Source organism: Membranihabitans maritimus, from assembly GCF_021729145.1.
In the GTDB taxonomy this organism is placed as follows: domain Bacteria; phylum Bacteroidota; class Bacteroidia; order Chitinophagales; family Saprospiraceae; genus Membranihabitans; species Membranihabitans maritimus.
This window is the reverse complement of sequence record NZ_JAJSLW010000031.1, coordinates 16,411-38,190: the sequence shown is the minus strand read 5'-3', so window position 1 is coordinate 38,190 and position 21,780 is coordinate 16,411. Positions and strand designations below refer to the sequence as shown.

General features: G+C 37.5%; 13 protein-coding genes. 10 read left to right on the top strand and 3 right to left on the bottom strand.

What is annotated here, in order from left to right; all coding sequences use genetic code 11:
• Positions 1-142: 142 nt before the first annotated feature.
• The gene (locus tag LVD47_RS22350) at positions 143-667 is read right to left on the bottom strand and encodes an RNA polymerase sigma factor (protein WP_236980803.1); all 525 of its coding nucleotides are present in this window, start codon (positions 665-667) and stop codon (positions 143-145) included.
• A gap of 447 nt (positions 668-1,114) precedes the next feature.
• Between LVD47_RS22350 and LVD47_RS22345 the strand changes: the two genes are divergently transcribed.
• From LVD47_RS22345 to LVD47_RS22300, 10 genes are all read left to right on the top strand, one after another.
• Positions 1,115-4,546: a SusC/RagA family TonB-linked outer membrane protein gene (locus tag LVD47_RS22345; RefSeq protein ID WP_236980802.1), complete on the top strand. Its 3,432-nt coding sequence runs from the start codon at positions 1,115-1,117 to the stop codon at positions 4,544-4,546.
• 20 nt (positions 4,547-4,566) lie between these two features.
• Positions 4,567-6,420 (top strand): SusD/RagB family nutrient-binding outer membrane lipoprotein, encoded by a 1,854-nt coding sequence (locus tag LVD47_RS22340; RefSeq protein WP_236980800.1) that lies wholly within the window; start codon positions 4,567-4,569, stop codon positions 6,418-6,420.
• Positions 6,421-6,987: 567 nt separating this feature from the next.
• Complete coding sequence (locus LVD47_RS22335; RefSeq protein ID WP_236980798.1) at positions 6,988-7,395, top strand: FG-GAP repeat domain-containing protein; 408 nt, start codon at positions 6,988-6,990, stop codon at positions 7,393-7,395.
• 594 nt (positions 7,396-7,989) lie between these two features.
• Positions 7,990-10,932 carry a choice-of-anchor A family protein gene (locus LVD47_RS22330; protein WP_236980797.1) on the top strand — a complete coding sequence of 981 codons (2,943 nt, stop codon included), beginning with the start codon at positions 7,990-7,992 and terminating at the stop codon, positions 10,930-10,932.
• A gap of 347 nt (positions 10,933-11,279) precedes the next feature.
• Positions 11,280-13,589, top strand: coding sequence for a TonB-dependent receptor (locus LVD47_RS22325; RefSeq protein ID WP_236980796.1), 2,310 nt, complete (start codon positions 11,280-11,282; stop codon positions 13,587-13,589).
• 52 nt (positions 13,590-13,641) lie between these two features.
• Positions 13,642-14,001, top strand: coding sequence for a transmembrane 220 family protein (locus tag LVD47_RS22320; RefSeq protein WP_236980795.1), 360 nt, complete (start codon positions 13,642-13,644; stop codon positions 13,999-14,001).
• A gap of 482 nt (positions 14,002-14,483) precedes the next feature.
• Positions 14,484-15,161 (top strand): porin family protein, encoded by a 678-nt coding sequence (locus LVD47_RS22315; RefSeq protein WP_236980794.1) that lies wholly within the window; start codon positions 14,484-14,486, stop codon positions 15,159-15,161.
• Positions 15,162-15,239: 78 nt separating this feature from the next.
• Positions 15,240-16,808: a sodium/sugar symporter gene (locus LVD47_RS22310; protein WP_236980793.1), complete on the top strand. Its 1,569-nt coding sequence runs from the start codon at positions 15,240-15,242 to the stop codon at positions 16,806-16,808.
• 3 nt (positions 16,809-16,811) lie between these two features.
• Entirely contained in the window at positions 16,812-17,963 is a 1,152-nt protein-coding gene (gene galK / locus LVD47_RS22305) for a galactokinase (protein WP_236980792.1), read from the top strand.
• A 121-nt stretch (positions 17,964-18,084) separates the two neighbouring features.
• On the top strand, positions 18,085-19,491 hold the full coding sequence (locus LVD47_RS22300; protein WP_236980791.1) for a PQQ-dependent sugar dehydrogenase: 1,407 nt from the start codon (positions 18,085-18,087) through the stop codon (positions 19,489-19,491).
• Positions 19,492-19,511: 20 nt separating this feature from the next.
• On the opposite strand, the gene LVD47_RS22295 is transcribed toward LVD47_RS22300, so the two are convergent.
• Positions 19,512-20,747: an MFS transporter gene (locus LVD47_RS22295; protein WP_236980790.1), complete on the bottom strand. Its 1,236-nt coding sequence runs from the start codon at positions 20,745-20,747 to the stop codon at positions 19,512-19,514.
• A 238-nt stretch (positions 20,748-20,985) separates the two neighbouring features.
• Positions 20,986-21,708 carry a hypothetical protein gene (locus LVD47_RS22290; protein WP_236980789.1) on the bottom strand — a complete coding sequence of 241 codons (723 nt, stop codon included), beginning with the start codon at positions 21,706-21,708 and terminating at the stop codon, positions 20,986-20,988.
• Positions 21,709-21,780: the final 72 nt, after the last annotated feature.

The following is a 21,780-nucleotide window of genomic DNA, read 5'->3' as shown; positions in this document are numbered from 1 at the left end:
ATCCTTACTATTTAAGACAATTCCACAACTTTATTATGCGAATCTCTGGCATACAAAATTATTCATGACGTTCAATTTTGACAAGACATCTATTTACCAGGGACAAAGCTCATTTCAGGCTCCACTTCGCTTACAGCGTGTGCTAAAACTTACTCTTCAAATTTTTCAATGAACGGCTCATTAGGTTATAAGCACTTTGTCTACCGATATTCATAATTTTACAAATTTCATCAAAAGATTTTTGCTCCAGAAAGTGAAGGGTAATAATATGTCTTTGTTTGTCAGGTAGCTTTGTGAGGTTCAACTTTAATAATTGCAGTTTTTCGTTTTCAGATTCTGCATGTATCCAGATTTGCTCCGGACTTTCACTTTTTAAATTCTCGATAGGCAAAATGTCCTCCGGTAAGTATTTTCTATATTCTTCCAGGTCCCTAATCACTTTGGACTTCAAAGTTTTCATCAAATAGAAGAAAGCGGCCTGGGGATTGCGAATTTGGTTCCTTTTTTTCCAAAGAATTAAAAACGCTTCCTGCACATTATCTTCTACTACATACTCCAAATGTGTGATTGTAAAACCGTATTTATACAATCGCACATAATGTTTGTCCACGAATTTGATAAATCCAATACGACTTTTTATTTCAAAACTGTTAAAGTCTTTACTCATATTATAACATCCTTCGCATTCTCAGGATAATCACTTTCACATAATAATGTTTCAAAGAAAGCAATTTCAAACAATAAATCAATATTTCCATCTTTGATTTATGACATTTTATTTCACAAACGATCAGACAGGTATGCTAATTTATTATTCTTCAGAGCAAATCGTTATAGATTAAAATTGGAGTTTTACAAAAATCACCCATTAATTTTTAACTAATTATTTTATTTTTAACATCTTTGTAAAAGATTTAAAAAGATTTGGATTTTTTTATTTCGCTTTATTGACTCTTGAATGAAAATCAAAAGATGCTTTTATCAAGAAATATACAAGATAAATATTGAAAATTCGGGTCTTATAGTATCAATATCTTTAAACAAGAAGGTATGTTAGGTATTTGAAATGAACTAACTCGTGATTTTAATTGATTGTTAACAAAAAAATGTTGAAATGGGAAATTTAAGAATTTCATCTGACGGGAATCTTCGACCGGCCGACTTCATTATTCGGCCATCGATGCGATTTCTATTCACAATAGCGGCAACCTTATGCGGCTATTTAATCACCGCACAGACGGTATCCGGTGTCGTCACCGACGCAGAAAGTGGAGAACCTATTATAGGGGCTTCCGTCCTGGAAACAGGAACAGACAACAATGGTACAGTAACTGATTTTGAAGGAAAGTATACATTGGACTTGCAAACGGAAAATCCAACTCTTATTGTTAGCTATGTAGGGTTTCAATCACAAGAAATACAATATAACGGACAGGGAAATATCAACGTGCAATTAGCTTCCGGACTGGCTTTAGATGAAGTTGTTGTCACGGCATTGGGAATTAAAAGGGAGACCAAAGCGCTTGGTTATGCAATGACTGAATTAGATGGCAGGGAACTTTCCTTAGTCAATACTGTCAACCCGGTGGAAGCCCTTCAGGGAAAATCCGCTGGTTTAAGCATTGGTGTATCTGACGGAGGTTTATTTGGAAATAATAAAATCCAGCTTCGTGGAGTATCAGTTTTAAATTCAGGTAATAACCAACCTATTTTTGTAATTGATGGAGTCATTATTCAACCAGGGGTTTCCAATGCCAGCGCTGACTGGAGTGCAAGTGCCAATGATTTTGGGAACATCCTTAAAAACCTGAATCCAGACAATATAGAATCTGTATCCGTTCTTAAAGGTGCTGCTGCCACGGCTCTTTACGGTTCCAGGGGGATCAATGGTGCCATAGTAATTAAAAATAAAGATGGTAAAAACCAACAAGGCATTGGGGTAAGTGTAACTCAAAGTGTAGGGATAACCGATGTCTATGCTACTCCCGATATTCAATATGATTATGGGCCAGGAACTTTAGCGGGTTATGTGGGATACGGTGACAGAGATGAAAACGGTAATTATTATAGGTTTGATGTAGATCAGGCTTATACAAGAGAAGTAGATGGCCAACAAGTAATGTCTAAAATTCAGAATGCAGGATCGGGATTAGGTTACGGTCCAAAATTTGATGGTCGTCCAATTGAAGATTTTGATGGCACGATCAGAAGGTATGAGGCATTTCCCAACAATATGTTGAATGCATATAGTACGGGTGTAAATTCCAATACAGCTTTAGCACTGAGCGGAGGAAATGAAAATGGTAATTTTTATTTATCAAATTCCTACAATCACAGGACTGGAATAATGCCTACCGATGAGTTCAATAGAAACTCTTTATTATTTAAGGGTTCCTATAACCTGGCATCCTGGTTAACAGCCGATGCTTCTATGACATTTACTACGTCAAAATCCAAGAATCCGTTTAATAATATTTCCGGTAATTTCCTTTCCGGGACCTGGGAAAATTGGTATGACACTGAAAGATGGAGTCAGCGCGATGTATATCAAGCGCCTCATGGTGGAACACCTAATAGCAACTATGGCGATGAATTTGCTTCTGTACCAGGAAATAATGTTTGGTTTGAATACAACCTTAACGATTTTGCCCGTAAAGAACAGGTTATTCGTCCAATTGTAAGACTAACTGCCAATCTTGCGGACTGGATATCAGTTTCCGCTGAGGCCAATATGAATTTTTACTCCAGATTTTATGAAAGAAAGGCATTGGGTTCAGGCTATGCAATGGATGGAGGAGCATATGAATTGAGAAATGATCAGGAAATAGCCCGTACAGGAAAATTATCCGCTAATCTCAATAAAAAGTGGGGAGATTTAACATCTAACTTAATTCTAGGTGGAGAAATTTGGGACCGACAAAATCAATTCACAAGGTCCTGGACAGACGGTGGATTAATTGTCCCGGGTAGATTTTATCTCAGCAATTCAAAAAGAAATCTTAGAACAGAGGGTGCTGTCAATGGAACAGAACAAATAAATTCCTTATACTTCCTGGCAAGTCTAGGGTGGAAAGATCAATTATATTTAGATATTACCGGAAGAAATGACTGGTCGTCTACTTTGATATATACCAATGGAACTGGAAATTATTCTTATTTCTATCCATCTATTAGCGCGTCCTGGATATTATCAGAAACATTCGAATTACCTGATTTAATATCTTTTGGGAAACTAAGGGCGTCATTTGCCCAGGTAGGAAACGATACAAATCCCTATACCATCAATAATGGATATTCATTGGGGACCATTGAGTTAGCCGGCGGTAATTTCATTTATAGCAACACTAAATCAACCACTTTGGTAGATCCTAACATTAGGCCTGAAAAGAAAAATTCCCTAGAAGTAGGACTTGATTTCAGATTATTTACAGGAAGAATTAGTACTGATATTGCATATTACAATGAATCCATTACTAATCAAATAGGAACTATTCCAATCCCATCAGCTACTGGATTTGGAAGTATGTTTACCAATATTGGTACGTTGACTAATAAGGGATTTGAACTATCTCTAAGTGTAATTCCTGTCCAAATTAGAGACTTTGAATGGGAAACCACTTTTAATTATTGGAACAATACCACCATAGTGTCAGACCTAAGAGATGAAGTAGGTGATTACAAGGCTTTGGGAGGTGATGTAGCTTATGGTAATTTCCGTGTAGGGTCAGTAGCATTTGAAAATGGTGAATACGGCGTATTAATGTCCGATACAAAGCCCCTGGAAGATGGAAATGGAAATAAAATTTTGACCTGGGCTGATGACCGTCGTGGTGCATTCTATACCAGAAGTAATGAAATTCAGGAAATAGGAAAGGTTAACCCTGATTTTGAAGGTTCCTGGAATAATGCATTCAAGTATAAAAATTTCAACTTATCGATTCTACTGGATGCTCGATTTGGTGGCCACATTGCTTCTTACTCGAATAAATATGGTACTGCGTATGGCTATCTGCAGACCTCTTTGGCCAATAGAGATGAAGAGCACGGAGGTATTACCTGGACAAGTGAATACGAAGACACAAAAGGCAGGACTTATCATGACGGCATGATTCCAGATGGTGTTTTTGCTGAAGGACAAAAAGTAACTGCACCTAGTGGTGAACAAGTAGATGTAGGCGGAATGAGCTATCAAGAAGCTTATGACGCTGGTTTTGTTGAACCCACCCACGCCAGCTTTAATACGTATTTCAATAGTGCCTGGAGTTCAGGTGTTATTAACGACAATTGGTTTAATGAAGTCAAATATATTGCACTTAGAAATATTTCGCTGGGATATTCATTTCCTAAAATCCTAGCTCAGAAAGTAGGTGCAAAAAGTCTCTACTTAGCTTTTAATGCACGGAATCTAGCTTATTTGTATAATTCACTACCTAACAATCTTAACCCTGAAAGTTTCCGGGGTACCACTAGTAGTGATTCATTCCGGGAGCGCTCATTTACTCCATACTCTGCAAATTATACATTTACACTAAGTATTGATTTTTAATCAAATAAAACCGTATTGAAATGAATTATAAAAATATATTTATACTATTAATTCTCACACTCTTTTTCGGAAGCTGTGACAGAGATAAATTTGCCGAACTGAACTCAGATCCTTCTACCCTTTCAGATCCGGATTTGAGGTACTCAATTACCAAGGCTATAGAACAAATGTATAGTAATGATTATACCAACTGGTTCTATTCAAATTTCCAATATATCTTCCCATGGACTCAGGTAACTACTATCCAAGATGGCAATAATGCCGATTTTAATGTTATGGGACCTTATGGAAGCCAGGGCATTTACGGAGGATTATTCCCACAAACAATGGATGTGAGAATGAGGATTGATGACATGTCTGAGGAAGATCAAGCTACTCGACAAGCCCTAAAAGCAATTACGTATCCAATTCAAATAACTCCCGCACTTACAAATACAGACCTTACAGGTTCGATGGTTTATAGTGAAGCAGGGCTCGCTCCTTATACCAACCCACCATTGCTTACACCTGAATTCGACTCACAAGAAGAATTGTTTAATATTTGGCTAGAGGAACTGGATGGTGCTATAGAGGTTTTATCCAATACAGAAAATCAGCTGACTCTTGCAAATCAGGATGTAATTTACCAGGGAGATTACAGTAAATGGGCAAAGTATTGTAATTTACTAAAATTAAAAATTGCTGCACGACTTGTCAATAAGAACAGGTCGAAAGCGTTGGCAATTGCTGAAGAGGTAGTGAATTCTCCCGCCGGATATCTGGATGGGCTTGACGATGATTTCATCTATCAACGTGGTATAAATTATTTTGGAACTGGAAACGGCATGTGGATCGGATATGGAAATAAAAGACTGGTTGACTTCCTATTGCAAAACCAAGATCCCAGATTGCGTTTTATTTTCAAAAAGAATGATTTCAATGGCGAGGTTGTCCAAGCATTTATTGATGCAGGACAAGATTTACCCCCATTTATTGAGCCTTTAGTCCAATATGACGAAAATGGAAATTTTGAGGGATGGGATGGTCCCGGTGAGCCGTGGGTAAGATACCACGGAGCCCCTGTATCTCCCGACGCTACACAGGATCCTGCGAATGATATTTATTTCAATCAATCTGCCTACAACAGAATAGCTGCCAATGGTGTTGAAAAAACTTATTCTTCTACCATTCTATATCAGGAAAAATTAACACGAACCACGTATAACTATACCTACCCAACGAAACCTGGCGGTCGCGTAATTGAATTAAGAGACAATGACCCACCTTTAAATATAATTTTGGGTAGTTCCGCTGAAGCAAATTTATACTTAGCTGAATTCAAACAATTAGGAGCTAATTTGCCTAAGTCAGCACAGGAATATCTGAATTGGGGTGTTGAATTATCCGTTAAAAGAGCAGATTTGCTGGCAGAAAATAATCAATTACCATATTATTCTTCTGATCCGGTCTATACAGATGCAGATATGGCTGATAAAGCAGCAACTTACTTGCGCGATGGCGAAATAGAAAGTCTATTGCAGAATCCTGCTTATGATCTTAGTACAGATGGTTTGGAAAAGATTTATATTCAACAATACATTAATTTCATGAATACACCTAGTGATTTGTGGGCAACAGTAAGACGTTCTGGAGTACCTAAGAAAGGGAGTGATTACCTGGCATGGGAAGAATTTACTTCTTCCGGCAATTCAATGCCTATCCCACGAAGATTTACTGTGGGCACCCCTACTCCTGATGATATTAACTACGATAATCAATTAAAATCAGTCCAGGAACAAGGTTTCACAACAGGTGACCCTAATCCTACCATTCTAAATGCGGAAAGATTGTGGTTTGACCTGGAAGACCCCGAATACGGAGCAGGACCTAAATAACAGATCAACATTTATATTCATTAAAAAGCAGGCCAGGAATTCTCCTGGCCTGCTTTTTTACATTTGTCCTTCCCCACCTGTAGATTGGCTTTAGTAGTTTCATGAAATGAAAATTGTTATAAACTATTTTCACCCAGTCCCACCTCTTCTCGATAAGAAATAATTGTTGCAATATTACGCTAAACCATAATGTCAAAATCGCCCGATATAATTATCATAAAAGCAAAGGTGCAGTTATCCTTAATACTTTATACTCACCATCCATTTGAAGACACTATTAAATAACTAGAATAAAATCAGTAAACAGTTATCAGATAATTCAAATTAAATACAACAATGCAGAGATTGTATGCAACTCATTCATCAACTAGGTAATGGGGAGGAATGGTAGCATTGGATAAGTGATGACTAAAATTAGGAATCAGTATAAAAGGATTCCTCAACAATCTAAGTCTAATGACACTTTAAATTTTTCAATTTGAAACATTTATAATACCTTTTTCCCCCTTCAGAATCATAGAACATTATCAAATAAAGGAAAACATAGAATAGGGGTAAATAGGATATGTGCCAAAACCCTACCACGGGATCAGGATTTACCTCAGTGAAGGCAGCAACCGTTTTGAAGAGGTTTATCTCTTCCCCATGTACGGTTGCAGCAAATCCATGGCTGCTGATTTTGATCACGATGGCGACCTTGATATTGCAGGTATTGCATTTTATGACAACACAAACCATCCTACTAAAGGATTTGTATACCTGGAAAATTCTGGCAATTTAGATTATACGGCCCACTATATGGACCAGGCCGCTTATGGAAAATGGTTGACTATGGACCTGGGAGATTTCGACAATGACGGATACACCGATATTTTCCTGGGTTCTTATTTCCATAATATACAAGAACTCTCCACCAGAGTAAGTCCCTCAGGTGAACATCTTCCACAGGTATTGTGGTTATCTTATAAAAAATAGAAAATATAACGTATGCTTACCTTTTTTTGTTAAAGAACGTTAAATATTCATTTTTTAACCGAAAGTCAAAAAAAATATTTCTTTTAAACAAAATTATGTTTATCTTTGTATTACTAAAGTGTGGTATATGAATCACAGTCTTTAGGCGATAAGAATTTAATTATTTAACTAAAACAACTTTTATAGAGAAAAAAACAAAAAATAGATTGACTTGATTTTGAATGTTTATGAGTTAAAATCGAGATTTCTAAGATTAATTTGATTATAGTTTAAAATACCCTTTAGAGGGTGTACTTGTAATTGGTATTTTAAATTCTAACTCTTATCTAATTTAGAATTTCCCTTTTCTTATTAAATTTCAAATCTTAAGGTAAAGTATATCTCTTTATCTTTTTCCAGGTTATATCTCATTTTTTAACATTTGAAAGACAGCATCTGACAATGCTAGTTTTTCTCGCATGTTAGCATACCAAATTTCATATTGAAATTAATGGGTTACCATTGATTATTGTGTTTACTTTTTTGACTTTAGGTCAAATTAGCCATGGGTATGCTATAACTTAAAATTCCCTAATAATTTTAAAACAACTCTAAATGAAACAGTTTACCCTTACCATTTTGCAATTATTTGCAATATCAATGATCTCTCAAGTTTATGTATTTGCAAATACCAATAACTTGAACACTTACGAAAACAACCCCCATAAGCTAAACCCAAAAGGAACTTTCTTCTCTAAAAATGTACTATCCGCCCCACCCGTACTTTCCGATGACTGCGGTCTAGGAATAGCTGGAGAGTTTAATTTCTTTATTTTTAAAGACCTTACCCTTTCCAATACTGACTCAGAAGGTAGAATAGCAGTAGGAAAAAACGCAAATTTGTCCAATTATTCCGTTAATTCCTCAAATGTCTCCGGTGAGTACGCCATTATTGTAGGTAAAGATTTTACCTTCACTAACGGTCAAATCAATGGTGGACACGCTGCATACGGAAATTCATTCAATGGATCCGGATATGGGATTCCCAATGGGGAAGTAAAAAAAATTACTCCCATAGACTTTTCCCAGTTAGAATCAGAACTAAATTCCCTTTCCGCATCATTGGCTGAAATTCCCGCCAACGGCACAGCAGACAATGTAGGTTGGTCTGGCAATCTAACCCTTACAGGTACAAATGAAGATATGAACGTCTTTTTGATCAGTGAGGATATTAAAGAATTAAAGCTTAATGTACCCTCCGGTTCTACTGTTCTTATTAATATTGAAGGAAGTAGTCGAAATATTGGTTTTAATGGTCAACAGTTTATTGACAAATCACAGGCCAAAAAGGTTATATTCAATTATTTTGAGGCGAGTTCATTGACTATAGGTTCCAGCGGTGCAAACGGCACCATATTAGCTCCTAAGGCGTCTGTATCTACCACTTACAGTCAAATAAACGGTTCTATAATAGCTAAAAATTTAATTGGAAATATTGAAGGACACCATAACTTATTTAATGGATGCTTAAGTGAACCTCCCTCTTCAACATGTGAAGATATATCACTATCCATAGAAACGGTTGATCCATCATGCGGAGAAAAAGACGGATCCATAACGGGAACGATCTCCCAGGAAAAAGAACCGAATGGGGCATGTATTCGATACGCATTATACAGATATGATGACCATGGCAGCGGAGATTGGGTGAAAATAAATCAGGAAACCCCTGTATTTACTGACCTTTCTCCCGGTAAATACGCTATTAAAAAATACCAGGATAAAAACTGTGATGGCGACTTTGAAATCGATAATTGTGATCAAAGGTTTCCTGAAAACAACAGTGAGTACATACTCTTGGAGGACCAGCCATGCCCTTGTGTAGAGATTTCTATGGAAATTGATAAAGCCAATCCATCATGCGACCAAAATGATGGGGTCATTGTCGGCATACCTTCTGAAGAAGAGGCTCCCATAAACGCTTGTTTCAGGTACGGATTATATAAATATGACCAACCCAATGAAGGATGGGTAGTAACGTATTCCAATAGCCCTGAATTTTCAAACCTTGCGCCAGGAAAGTACCGCATCAAAAAGTTTTTAGATTATGGTTGTGACGAGGACTATAGCTATGAGGACTGTTATCAGGCGTTTCCTTCCGGAGATAACTATATAATTCTTGAAAAAGAGCCTTGCTGTTATGAACCATCTGGTCAAACAGAATTCAGCGATGGATCTTGCACATATCCTTCGAACCTAGGTCTTATTAAAATGGATGAAGGATTCAATGACGGAGAGACCAAACACATTTACGTAAAAGTAGACGGTGCCGTATGTTGTGGAGAAGTACTCTTAAATCTCAAAACCGGAGGAAAAACACAATGTAACATCTATTCAATTGCTGGTCCAGTCTGCCTGGAAGAAAATAATAGCTGTAACACCAACTTCACAGAAATAGGAACTTACCAGCCCGGATGTGTAAGTGGTTTACAAAAATGCGAGGACGTAACAGATGAATTTGAAGTAGGTGGCCATTCAGCTAAATTCAATGGATGGAAAGATTTGGGGGACGGGACTTCCATTTGGTATTACACCATCTCCAGCGGTAACAAACATGCCATCAGCCATGTAACTTTTGGTTTAATTGAAAGTAGAAAAACATGTGAACAATTCAATTCTCTTGGTTCATTTGTTTGGATTGACAAAAACAAAAACGGGATACAGGACGATGGTTCCGAGGCGGGAATGCCAGGAGTAAAAGTAATTCTATACAAAGATGGTCAGGAAACTGATATTTATCAATATACTGATGCATTCGGCAAGTATCTATTCACTGACTTACCCAATGGAATGTACCAGGTGAAATTTATGAATCCGGCAGAATATATATTCACCACCAAAAATATGGGTAATGGTCAAAACGACAGCAAGGCAAATCCTCAAAATGGTATGACTGATGAAGTTCAACTTTCAGGAGGGCAAGATTACATGTTCTCAGATGCCGGATTGATTTTTTCTGTACTTTCGGTAGAATTAACATCCTTTGATGCCAGGCAATCAACTTCAGGAGTAGAATTGACATGGGAAACAGCGTCAGAAATTAATTCAGATTATTTTGAAGTGCAAAGATCTGCGAATGGCTATACCTTTGAAACAATTGCAATGGTCAATGCGGCAAATCAATCTTCAAGTGCCCTGCACTACGAATCCTTCGATGACAGTCCTACAGAAGGAATTAACTACTACAAATTAAAACAAGTAGACAAAGACGGAACATTTAAGGTGTCAGATACGAAAACAGTTGAATTTAAAAATAATACTTCCCAAAATTTAAGTGTATTTCCCAACCCGTTTGATACAGAGCTATCTATCAGGCATTCTTTCAAGGAGGACGTACAGGCAAGTCTGTATAACGCTGCAGGCATTTTGATCAAAAATTTCACATTGGATTCTAATCGATCAAACAGAATTGATACAAATGAATTAGAATCAGGAATGTATTATTTAACATTTCAATCTGATCAAACACAAAAGGCAATAAAAATCATTAAAAAATAAAGTACTGTAAAAGCATTTATTTAGGGTGCTCATCATGTAATAGCCGGATTACCATATTTAGGGGATGGTTTTCCGGCTTTGATGAGCTTTTTCACATTAAGTACTTAGAGTGAACTAAAGTCCGTGAAGTCCGTGAAGTCCGTAAGATTGGACAATTTTCTTCTTCATCAGCACATCTTCTTATTCAATTCTACTATAGTTTCAAGGGTATTAAAACCAGCCAATTTGCTTAGCCAATAACTACTGTATATATTTCATATACCGGTTTTATATGCACTCCTCAACTTTAGATACTTTTTAAAATAGTTTTCGCAATTTTGCATAATTATAAGCAAAAATAGGGATCTATGAATTACAGGTATCTTTATACTACAATACTTTTTACGATATTACTGGGTATAAACCCTCTGTACAGTCAGCAAAACAGTACCAATGTAGCGGGAAAGATCGTAAATGCAGAAACAGGCAATGGAATTCCTGCCGCAAACATTATATTAAAAAGAAATGAACAACTCTTCTCAGCGGTTTCTAATGACAACGGGAATTATGAAGTAAAAAATATACCTTTTGGGATTTATACATTACAGATTTCATCTATCGGGTTCCGGTCTGTGATCATTCACGAATTCCCTGTAGAATATAATCGCATACCTCCATCCTATTTTGAATTGCAACCTTCCCAGATACAGATCGACGAAGTAGTAATAAAAGCGGGACAAGATCCTTCAAAAACTTCCAGTCTTACCCATGAATATATCCTTACCCAGGAGGAGGTAAGAAGATTTCCGGCTACCTTTTACGACCCCGCTCGACTGGCTACAGTATACCCCGGAGTCAATAATGATAATGACCAGGCCAACAACCTTTCCATTAGGGGGAATACTCCCAATAATATGAATTACTACATTTACGGAACCGAAATTGTCAATCCCAATCACTTGTCGAATGCCGGAACGATAACGGATCGAAGCACAGTCAATGGTGGCGGTGTAAATATGATAAGTGCTCAATTGCTTAAAAATAGCAGTGTGTATACCGGTGTCTTGCCGGTAAAACTCAGCCAGGCTACGTCAGGAGGTATTGATTTTGCCATTAAGGAAGGAGCCAGGGACCAAATGCACTTTACCGGGCAGGCGGGATTAAACGGGATTGATCTGGCTTTAGAAGGTCCAGCCGGAGAAAATTTATCATATATTGCCAATTATAGATATTCTACTGTGGGATTGCTGACGCAATTAGGAGTGGATTTTGGAGATGAAGCGATAAATTACCAGGACCTTTCACTACAATTTACTTATACACCTAACGAGAAAACAAAAATACAGTTTTTTGGTATGGGCGGGACTAGTAGTAATATTTTTGAAGCCAAAGTGGATAGTCTTAGAGAGACCTATAAAGACCTTCAAAATATCGAATATGAATCCAAACTAGGTATTATCGGATTCAATGCCTCCTATGATTTCAATAATTCAACTCAATGGGTGACTACATTTGCCGTGTCAGGAAGAGAAGACCAGCGTTTTGCTGAAATCCCTATTTCTTCCTTTGAAACATCTGACCATGCTGTTTACGCAAAATATGCTTTAACTTCCTCTTTACATCAAAGTATTTCGTCTAACTGGAAAGCTGATTATGGAATTTCATTTACCGGTTGGGGTGGAAAGCTCTTATATACTGAAGAACTGTCATCTACCTTCCCCCAAACCGACGTACAGGCAAAAAGTTTCTTATTAAGACCATTTGCAAGTGCCAAATATATTGAGGGATTGTGGAGCATAGACGCCGGGATTGGGTTGGCATACAACCAAGTGAATAAAAATTTTGCACCGGAGCCGAGACTTGGGATTAATAGGTACATGGACAACAACCAAAAATTATCTTTCCAAACCGGTTTACAACACAAATTAAAACCATTTCAGGTACTTCTTTCCACCCCTGAAAATACAAAACTAAAAATGCTGCAATCCTGGAAGTCAACATTATCCTATAAAAAGGATTTTGATAAGAGTTCCATTACTTCATCACTATTCTACGAAAATATCAACCACGCAGGTGCCGGAGAAAATTCTTTTTCTACTTTAAACATCTTGGAACAATACCCTCCGGGAACTCTGACTGACAACGGTAAAGGACGTAATTACGGCGCAGAAGTGTTTTATAATCACTTTTTAAACGGAGGTCTATTCTATATGCTCTCTGCTTCTGTATGGGATGCTAAATTTAAAAATCCCCAATCAAATGAATGGAAGAATACCCGATATAACAACCAATACATGTTCAATGGTACCATTGGAAAACAATTCGATTTCTCAGACGGAGCAAAAGAAAAAATACTTGGAATCAACATTCAATTAGTCTATACGGGAGGATTTTGGTCTTCCCCTATCGATTTGCAGGCCTCCCGGCAAACCGGCAAAACGGAATATGTAAGTGGCCAGGAATTTACGATACAACAACCCGACATAATCAAAACATATTTCCGTGTCTACTATAAAATCAATCACAACAAGAGATATAGTATGATTGGACTTGACTTAAGCAACGTGATAAATCGCCAAAATTTAGCATATAAATACTATGATCCATATCTGGATACAATAACTGAACAATATCAATTAGGATTGATTCCCATGCTTAGTTATGTTTTAAGACTGTAAGATGAATGAAAATTATTACTTTTGAAATTATCTAGCATTCAAATAGTAAAATATGAAATGGGTACTAATTTTATTTTGTATTGCAGAAGTTTTATCAGCAATAGTTCAATTTAATGACCCTGATCCCTGGCTTTGGGTTCCTATTTATCTAATCCCCTGTATTCTTACCGCATTCTATTTCGGAAATAAGCTACCGAAATATTTGAAGATTGGAGTTTTGGTTTTGTATTTATCAGGGCTTTTTACCTATTTTCCTTCCCTGATAGGATGGGCGCAAGATGGTTTTCCTACTATTACCGGTTCTATGAAGGCAGAGTCCAAATATATCGAACTGGTCCGGGAAGGAGGAGGATTGTTAATTTGTATTGTCCATTTGATATTATTATTGTATCCTGGAAAGATGAAAAAATAAACTTGTAAAAGTAGATGATAACTTTTGAAAGGACGTATTTATATCTTTTTATATTCTAATGATCTCAATTACCAAGCAAAATTGGGGTTCATGAATTAATTTTTGAAAGTCGAAACCAAACATATTAAAATGTGCATTATAATTCGAAAGTCAATGATTGAATTAAGTTGAAAAAAATCATCTCAGACAACTTGGAAAAATTTAATATTTATTGATATTATGCAAGCATTTGAAAAATCCGGCCGGTTTTACATATATTTCGACGATCATTTTTTTGGGGATCAAGTAGTGACGGATCGTTTATCCGTTTTTGAATGGACGACCCTGAAGGAGTAAGCAAGGGGAAAAATGGAGCATTTGAAGAAGTGGAAGCGATGTACGACTTTTTTGTTAAAAACAGAACAATACTAAAAAAAAGATTAGTAGGTACTGTATAGGATTTTTATACTACACCCACACCTTTATCATTTCAAATCATACAATTGAGAAGATCATTATCATTATTAATTACAACTTTATTTTTGCTTTTCACGTTTCTCACGCCTGGAAAATCTCAAAACGCATTTTCCCCCAAAACTGCTATTGGATTTACAGCCGGCTACAATATCTCCTCTGCCAATTTTGAATCAGACTTGCGATTTGCTACGGCTATAGACGGGGCGTTTCTTCCGGGATATAACGCGGGCTTACTATTTACTTATGTCGCCCCAAAGAATCTCGGCATCCAGGTAGGACTCAATTACACTCAAAAGGGGTGGGTAATTAAAAGAGCTTCGAATTCTTATACCCGCAACATTAATTACCTGGAGCTTCCTTTCTTGACAAGGATTGAAATCGGAAAAGGGGACTTTAAGCTTTTTGGGTTGCTGGGCCCTTCTGTATCCTATTTTTATTCTGAAAGCGAAACTATCTCAATAGAACCGGGTACGGGAGAACAAGTATTCACTGCCTTTCAACAACCTATAGAAAATGAATTTGACTTTGCGATTTGTGGAGGGGTGGGGTTTTCCCTTTCAACATCAATTGGAATCTTTCAAATTCATGCAAAAGCCGGTCAAAGCCTTACCAACTTTTTTCAATACAAAAGGGAGGAAAATGGCTTTATAACTTCACAGAATCAGGCCCTAAATGTAAACTTTGGGTATTTGATAAAATTGTAGTTCCAATTGATTAATTACTATTTATTTCCTTACTTTGGAGCGTTTATTTTGAAAAATTAGCGTACCAAATAAATAATAATGGCATTTTCTACTTTAGACATTGTTTTGTTTGCTATCTATATTGTACTTACCATGGTAATGGGACTATGGATAGGATCCAGAAAACGAGGAGGATCGGAATCCGCTGCTGATTATTTTTTAGCGGATAAATCCATACCCTGGTGGGCAGTGGGAGGATCATTGATAGCCAGCAATATTTCAGCAGAACAAATGATCGGGATGTCCGGATCAGGATATGCTGTCGGTATGGCAATCGCATCATATGAATTGATGGCAGCCTTTGCACTTCTGATTATTGCAAAGTATTTTCTCCCGATCTACATTAATAAGGGAATTTATACCATGCCACAATTTCTCGAACAACGCTTTGGGCATGGGGTACGCACAGGGCTCGCATTGTTTTGGATTGGACTTTTTGTCCTTGTAAATATTACCAGTGTCCTTTACCTTGGAGCATTGGCTATAAGGACTATGTTGGGTATCCCGTTGCTTTATGGTATTATAGGGTTAGCGATCTACTCGGCAGCATTTTCAATTTTGGGCGGGCTACGAACAGTTGTTTGGTCAGAAGTGGTCCAAGTAATTGTTTTAATATTCGGTGGCTTTATGGCAAGCTATTTAGTTCTCAATCAGGTCAGCGACGGAGAGGGTTTCTTTGCCGGGCTTAATACTCTTGTAGAGAAAGCACCTGAAAAATTTGATATGATCCTAGATAAATCCAATCCCGAATACATCAATCTACCTGGTATCAGTGTACTTATAGGAGGGTTATGGATTGCCAATCTTTATTACTGGGGGAATAACCAATATATAATACAGCGAGCATTGGCAGCCAAAAATATAAAAGAAGCTCAAAGAGGAATGGCATTTGCCGGATTTCTAAAAGTACTTTTACCTATTATTGTTGTTGTTCCTGGGATAGCGGCTTATGTACTCGGTGCAGATATTATTAAACCGGATGAGGCTTTCCCGTGGGTATTATCTAATTATGTAACAGCTGGGTTTAAAGGTATTGTTTTTGCCGCACTTGTCGCTGCTGTAGGTTCTTCGGTAAGCGCAATGGTAAACAGTACCTCCACCATATTCACCCTCGATATTTACAAAAACTATCTGACCAAGGATCCCAGTGATAAAAATTTAGTTCGGGTTGGTAAAATCGCCTCGACATTGGCATTGGTTATAGGAACAGCTCTGGCACCTACCTTGAGCAGCCTCGATCAGGCATTTCAGTACATTCAGGAATACACCGGGTTTATTAGTCCGGGTGTAGTTGTTGTTTTCTTATTTGGAATGTTTTGGAAAAAAGCATCTAACCGAGCCGCGCTATGGGTAGTCATACTTTCAATTCCTCTTTCGGCGGCCATTAAATTCCTGGCTCCGGATTTTCCATTTATGGATCGAATGGGTGTATGCTTTCTGGTCCTGGCAGCTATTTTAGTCGCGATATCCTATATAGACAATGGTAAAGAAAACGATGTCAATGCTATTAAACTATCAAAAGATATTTTCAAAACCGGCTGGGTTTTCAATTTTGCCTCATTGGTAATTCTAATCATTTTGGCTTTTGTTTATATCAAATTTTGGTAGCCTATGGGATTAAAAGAAATACATGACACCCTATTCAACCCGCCACAATTTGCAGTTTGGGCTCCCGGAAGAATCAATCTCATCGGGGAACATACCGATTATAATGGCGGATGGGTACTTCCCGCTGCAATTGACCGTGGCTTTGAAATGTACTTTTCTTTTGATGAAAACATTGAGCAATTTGAACTTTACAGTAAAAACCTAGATAATCAACAAGCCTTTACTCGAACCCATGAATCTTTACCCGCTGCAAATTGGGCAAAATACTTACAAGCTCTCATCCTTGTCATCAAAGAGGAAGAAGGGATTATAGTACCTTATTTCCAAGTTAGTCTGGAAAGTTCAATTCCACCAGGTGGAGGACTTTCCTCTTCCGCAGCCATGAATGCTGGATTTTTAACTGGAATTAAACACTTTTTGAAGTTGAAATGGTCTGGGGCAAAAATGGCTCAATTAGCGCAATTAACAGAACATAAAATCGGTGCCAATGTGGGAATTATGGATCCTTATGCTGTTATTTACGGAGAAGAAAACAGTTTTATTTTCCTGGATTGTCAATCCAACTCACACCAGGTAATCAATGCAGACTTTCATGATTACGCATTGGTGCTGGTAGATACGAAAGTCACGCATAATCATGCGGAAAGTGGGTATAATGACCGGAGAAAAACCTGCGAAAGGGTAGTTGAACTGGCGAACGCTTTTACAAAAGCCCAAACTTTACGGGACCTCAAACCTGACGATTTAGTAAAAATAAATGATGAATACCCGAATGTTTCTACTGTCGAAGCAGAATTCATATTTGAAGAGAATAAGCGCGTGCAAGAAGCAGTAATGGCTTTGCAATCTGGAGATTTTGTTGGATTGGGGAAATTGATGTATGCGAGCCATTATGGATTGCAAAATAAATATCGGGTAAGTTGTCCTGAATTAGACTTTTTGGTACATACCGCTACCCGATCTGGGCTTGTTTTAGGAGCTAGAATGATGGGAGGAGGGTTCGGAGGAAGCACTATCAATTTGATTCACAAAGATAATGTTAGTTCCTGGATAAAATTTGCGACAACAGAATATGAATCAACATACCAGATTTATCCTTCTACACTAATTGCACGTCCGTCCAAAGGATGTGAGGTAAGGGAAACATGGGGCTAGAAAAATTGGGGTTGGAAAATATTTAAAGGCTTACCCTAGTCATCAACCACACAAACTCAGTATTTTATTTGTTATACTAAAAGCGGTAATTTCTACGTTTTATCAGCAAAGTACCAGAAGTATGAAATTAATAATTCCTCTCCTATTTTTTATTGGATACTTTAATCTCGTAATTGCCCAACCAAAGGTACAGTTAACTCCTTTTGCAGAACGTTTAGATGCTCCTATTTCAATGGCTGCTACTGGTAATAATACTTTATATGTAGTGCAAAGAGCAGGTACAATAGTAATACTGGATAATGGTCAGGTATCAAAGACTTTTCTTGATATTTCAAATCTGGTTTCGACGAAAGGAGAAGGAGGTTTACTCGATATGGCTTTTCACCCTGATTATGAACAAAACAAAACTTTCTATGTAAACTTTACGGCAGAGGATGAAGAAGAAATGCTCCATACGTATATTGCGCAAGTCACAGTACCACAGGATAGTTCTTCTGCTGACCCCGACAGTATGAAAATTTTAATGGATATTGTCCAACCGTTTGACAACCACAATGGTGGTCAAATTCTTTTTGGCCCGGATAGTAATCTGTATATTTTCACCGGAGACGGTGGTTCTGGAGGAGACCCGGAAGGAAATGCACAGGACTTGCTTTCGCCCTTGGGCAAGATCTTGAGAATAGATGTACGCCCGGACACTGCCTCTGCACCCTATTATGTGGTACCGGAATCCAATCCTTTTGCATTTACGGACCAGGCTTTACCAGAAATATGGGCCATCGGTCTCAGAAACCCCTGGAAAGTCAGCTTTGACAGGGAAACCGATAGCCTTTGGGTAGCCGATGTGGGGCAAGGACTCTGGGAAGAAATTAGTGTGCAGAACATTTATGAAGCGGAAGTAAATTACGGATGGAATTGCATGGAAGGGAATGTAGTGTACGAAGAATGTGACGAAACGTCTTCCTTCTTATCTCCTGTATATGTCTATGGACACAGCAATAAGGAAAATTGTGAGGACCCCGATTTTTGTGGTCAATCCGTCACTGGCGGGTATGTCTACCGGGGAAACGATTATCCGGCTCTGTACGGGCATTATATTTTTGCTGATTTTGTCAGTAACCATATCTGGACCCTGGATACAAAGAGTAATTCAGTAACTCTGCAGGATGATGAATCCATCAATGGCGTATCAGGGATTGTAAGCTTTTTTGAAGATCCGGATGGAGAATTGTACCTGGTCAGTTTAGGAGGCACAATCTACAAAGTGTCAGCAGAGGATGTAACGACCGCTTTGGGACATGAGTCGTATGAGAAAATCTCTATTACTCCTAACCCAGTGAGTAATGAACTAAATCTGAATATTTCCGAATTTGATAAGGCACAGATCTTTTCGATGGATGGCAAACTCATGAATGAATACCGAAGTCCCCGAAATACCATTAATGTATCTGCACTTCCAAATGGTACCTATTTCATAAAAATATCTAAAAACAACCAACGGTTTGTAGGCAAATTTGTCAAACTATAATTGTAAATATTTTGGGAATTCTAATTGCGAATCGTCTTGTTCTTGATGATTGGATCCGCTTTAAAAGAAATAAAGGCAATATATCCCAGTGTAATATATAAGAATAAAAAGGCGAGTTTCAGACCGATTAAATCACCAATACCTCCAACTACAAAAGGGACTAACGCTCCCCCAAAAATACCCGTACAAAGGATGCCAGATAATGGACCGTGGTGAGCTGTTACAGAATTCAATGCCATTGAAAAAATAATAGAGAACATTACAGATATAAAAAATCCCATCGCGGGAAAACAAAATAACGAGACATTTGCAGACCCAAAAATAGCAAGCCCCAAAGTAAGTGCGGAAAGGACGGTCGCAATGGATAGAACGATTTTCGCGTCGAATATTCTGAGAACAATTAGTCCAACCACACAACCAATTGACATAGATCCCCAAAACCATCCCACTGCTTTTGCTCCATTTACTTCAGGCGAAAATCCATGGTATGTTTTTAAAAACTCGGACATCCAGTTCGCCAATGCCTGTTCTGTACCTACATAAGCAACGATACCCATAAAATACATCCACACCTTAGGGTCTTTCAATAATTCCAGATACACTGCCAGTGATCCGGTTTTTTCATCTTCTTTCAAAGTAACTTTAGGCAACTTGATCAACGAGAGCATCACTATCATGGCAATAAATACAATACCAAATAACCAATACAATGAGGTCCAATTAATCTCTTGTCGAATCAGAGGAGCAAATATGCCCTTTACCCAGTTTTCTCCTGTTTCAGGCCCCAGAGATGACATAAAATAAGTAAATACAAAAGGGCTCGCAAACGACGCTAAACCAAAAACCAATTGGGCCATCACAGCAAAAAATGCAAAATTTTCTTCACCACCGGCTGTACGCATCAAAGGGTTAATTATTACTTGTAGCATAGCCATTCCAATTCCTATAACAAATAAAGAAAATAAAGCCATTCCATAGAATGGCAAAAAAGAAAAAGCCAGCGTTCCAATTAAATTCAGAGAAAATGCAATCAGTACAGACCTTTTTACTCCCAGTCTTTCAATCATAGTTCCTGCGGGAATAGAAGCTATACCATAAGCCAGAAAAAATGAAAATGGTAAAAACGAAGCCATGGTAAGACTGATGTCGTACGTATCAATAATCAATGGCATTAAAGGCCCCAGGATATTGGTGACAAATGAAATGACAAACCATATTACAAGTATAACTCCTACTACAAAATTACTTCGTTTCATACCTTAATTTTTGTGGGCTACGTTTAAAATTTATCCGGATACATCTTCGCAAATAATCCATGAACATACAGCAAAATGTGCCAAATTACTTAATCCATAGTTTGCCTTCTAATATTATATTGGGAAATCTTGGCGGAATATTACTTATATTTCAATGGAGAAAATAACGATGGGTAAGATTGTTTATTAACGCTGTCAGATCCTATGGACGCTGACAGGTTAATATCTTCATCAATCTTTATCCCTCAAATTTTTCCCATAATTTATCAATTGGGCTTGAGATTGAATGAGATTGAAAAAAAGAATTCCTCCCGCCAAACCATTCAAAAACATGTTTTACAATATATTCCGGCATCTCATTTGGCAAATAGTTGTGAAAAGAAGTCCACGGATAGTCATCTATTTCGTTGGTAAAACCATGATGCACAGGATTGTAATGTATATAGACCAATGCGTTCCTTAGATATTGTATATTATCAATTCTATTCCTTTTGAAAGGTCGTTGATATAAACTTCCGCTACGTTTGTATTTCCCGTTAATATATTTAGCATAAGAACTAAAAAGATGAGAAAAGTGGTGAGTAGGATTAGCCTTTTTTCTATTGTTCACGCGGTCAGGTTTTTCAAACGCTGACAGGTGAACAGCGTCCAATTTTACGGTTTTCCATTTTACATCTTCAAACCTGACAGCATCCAGATTGAGGGATCTGTTAGCGTTTGTCTTACTAAAGTCATTCTTTGAATACCGATAATACATTCTTTCTTTTATTCTAATAAGATAATGAAAATGATTTGGCATAAGCGCCCATGCATAGGTATCGGCTACCGGGCAAATATACTTGTCATATAATTCTAAGAAATGTTCATAATCAGTATCCTCTCGAAAGAGATCTTCTACTCCATTCGACCTGTTATATATGTGATAGAAATATCCTTCTTCCAATTTGTCCAGATAGCGCATGGACATTGATTTTATTAAAAAAAATTATTACTGCATACTTGTTCTTAAAATGGATCTTTCACTTAAAGTTAA

Excerpts from the sequence above, each read along its gene's own strand:
- LVD47_RS22350 (WP_236980803.1), bottom strand. The coding sequence starts at position 667 with ATGAGTAAAGACTTTAACAGTTTTGAAATAAAAAGTCGTATTGGATTT.
- LVD47_RS22345 (WP_236980802.1), top strand. The coding sequence starts at position 1,115 with ATGGGAAATTTAAGAATTTCATCTGACGGGAATCTTCGACCGGCCGAC.
- LVD47_RS22340 (WP_236980800.1), top strand. The coding sequence starts at position 4,567 with ATGAATTATAAAAATATATTTATACTATTAATTCTCACACTCTTTTTC.
- LVD47_RS22330 (WP_236980797.1), top strand. The coding sequence starts at position 7,990 with ATGAAACAGTTTACCCTTACCATTTTGCAATTATTTGCAATATCAATG.
- LVD47_RS22325 (WP_236980796.1), top strand. The coding sequence starts at position 11,280 with ATGAATTACAGGTATCTTTATACTACAATACTTTTTACGATATTACTG.
- LVD47_RS22320 (WP_236980795.1), top strand. The coding sequence starts at position 13,642 with ATGAAATGGGTACTAATTTTATTTTGTATTGCAGAAGTTTTATCAGCA.
- LVD47_RS22310 (WP_236980793.1), top strand. The coding sequence starts at position 15,240 with ATGGCATTTTCTACTTTAGACATTGTTTTGTTTGCTATCTATATTGTA.
- galK (WP_236980792.1), top strand. The coding sequence starts at position 16,812 with ATGGGATTAAAAGAAATACATGACACCCTATTCAACCCGCCACAATTT.
- LVD47_RS22300 (WP_236980791.1), top strand. The coding sequence starts at position 18,085 with ATGAAATTAATAATTCCTCTCCTATTTTTTATTGGATACTTTAATCTC.
- LVD47_RS22295 (WP_236980790.1), bottom strand. The coding sequence starts at position 20,747 with ATGAAACGAAGTAATTTTGTAGTAGGAGTTATACTTGTAATATGGTTT.
- LVD47_RS22290 (WP_236980789.1), bottom strand. The coding sequence starts at position 21,708 with ATGCGCTATCTGGACAAATTGGAAGAAGGATATTTCTATCACATATAT.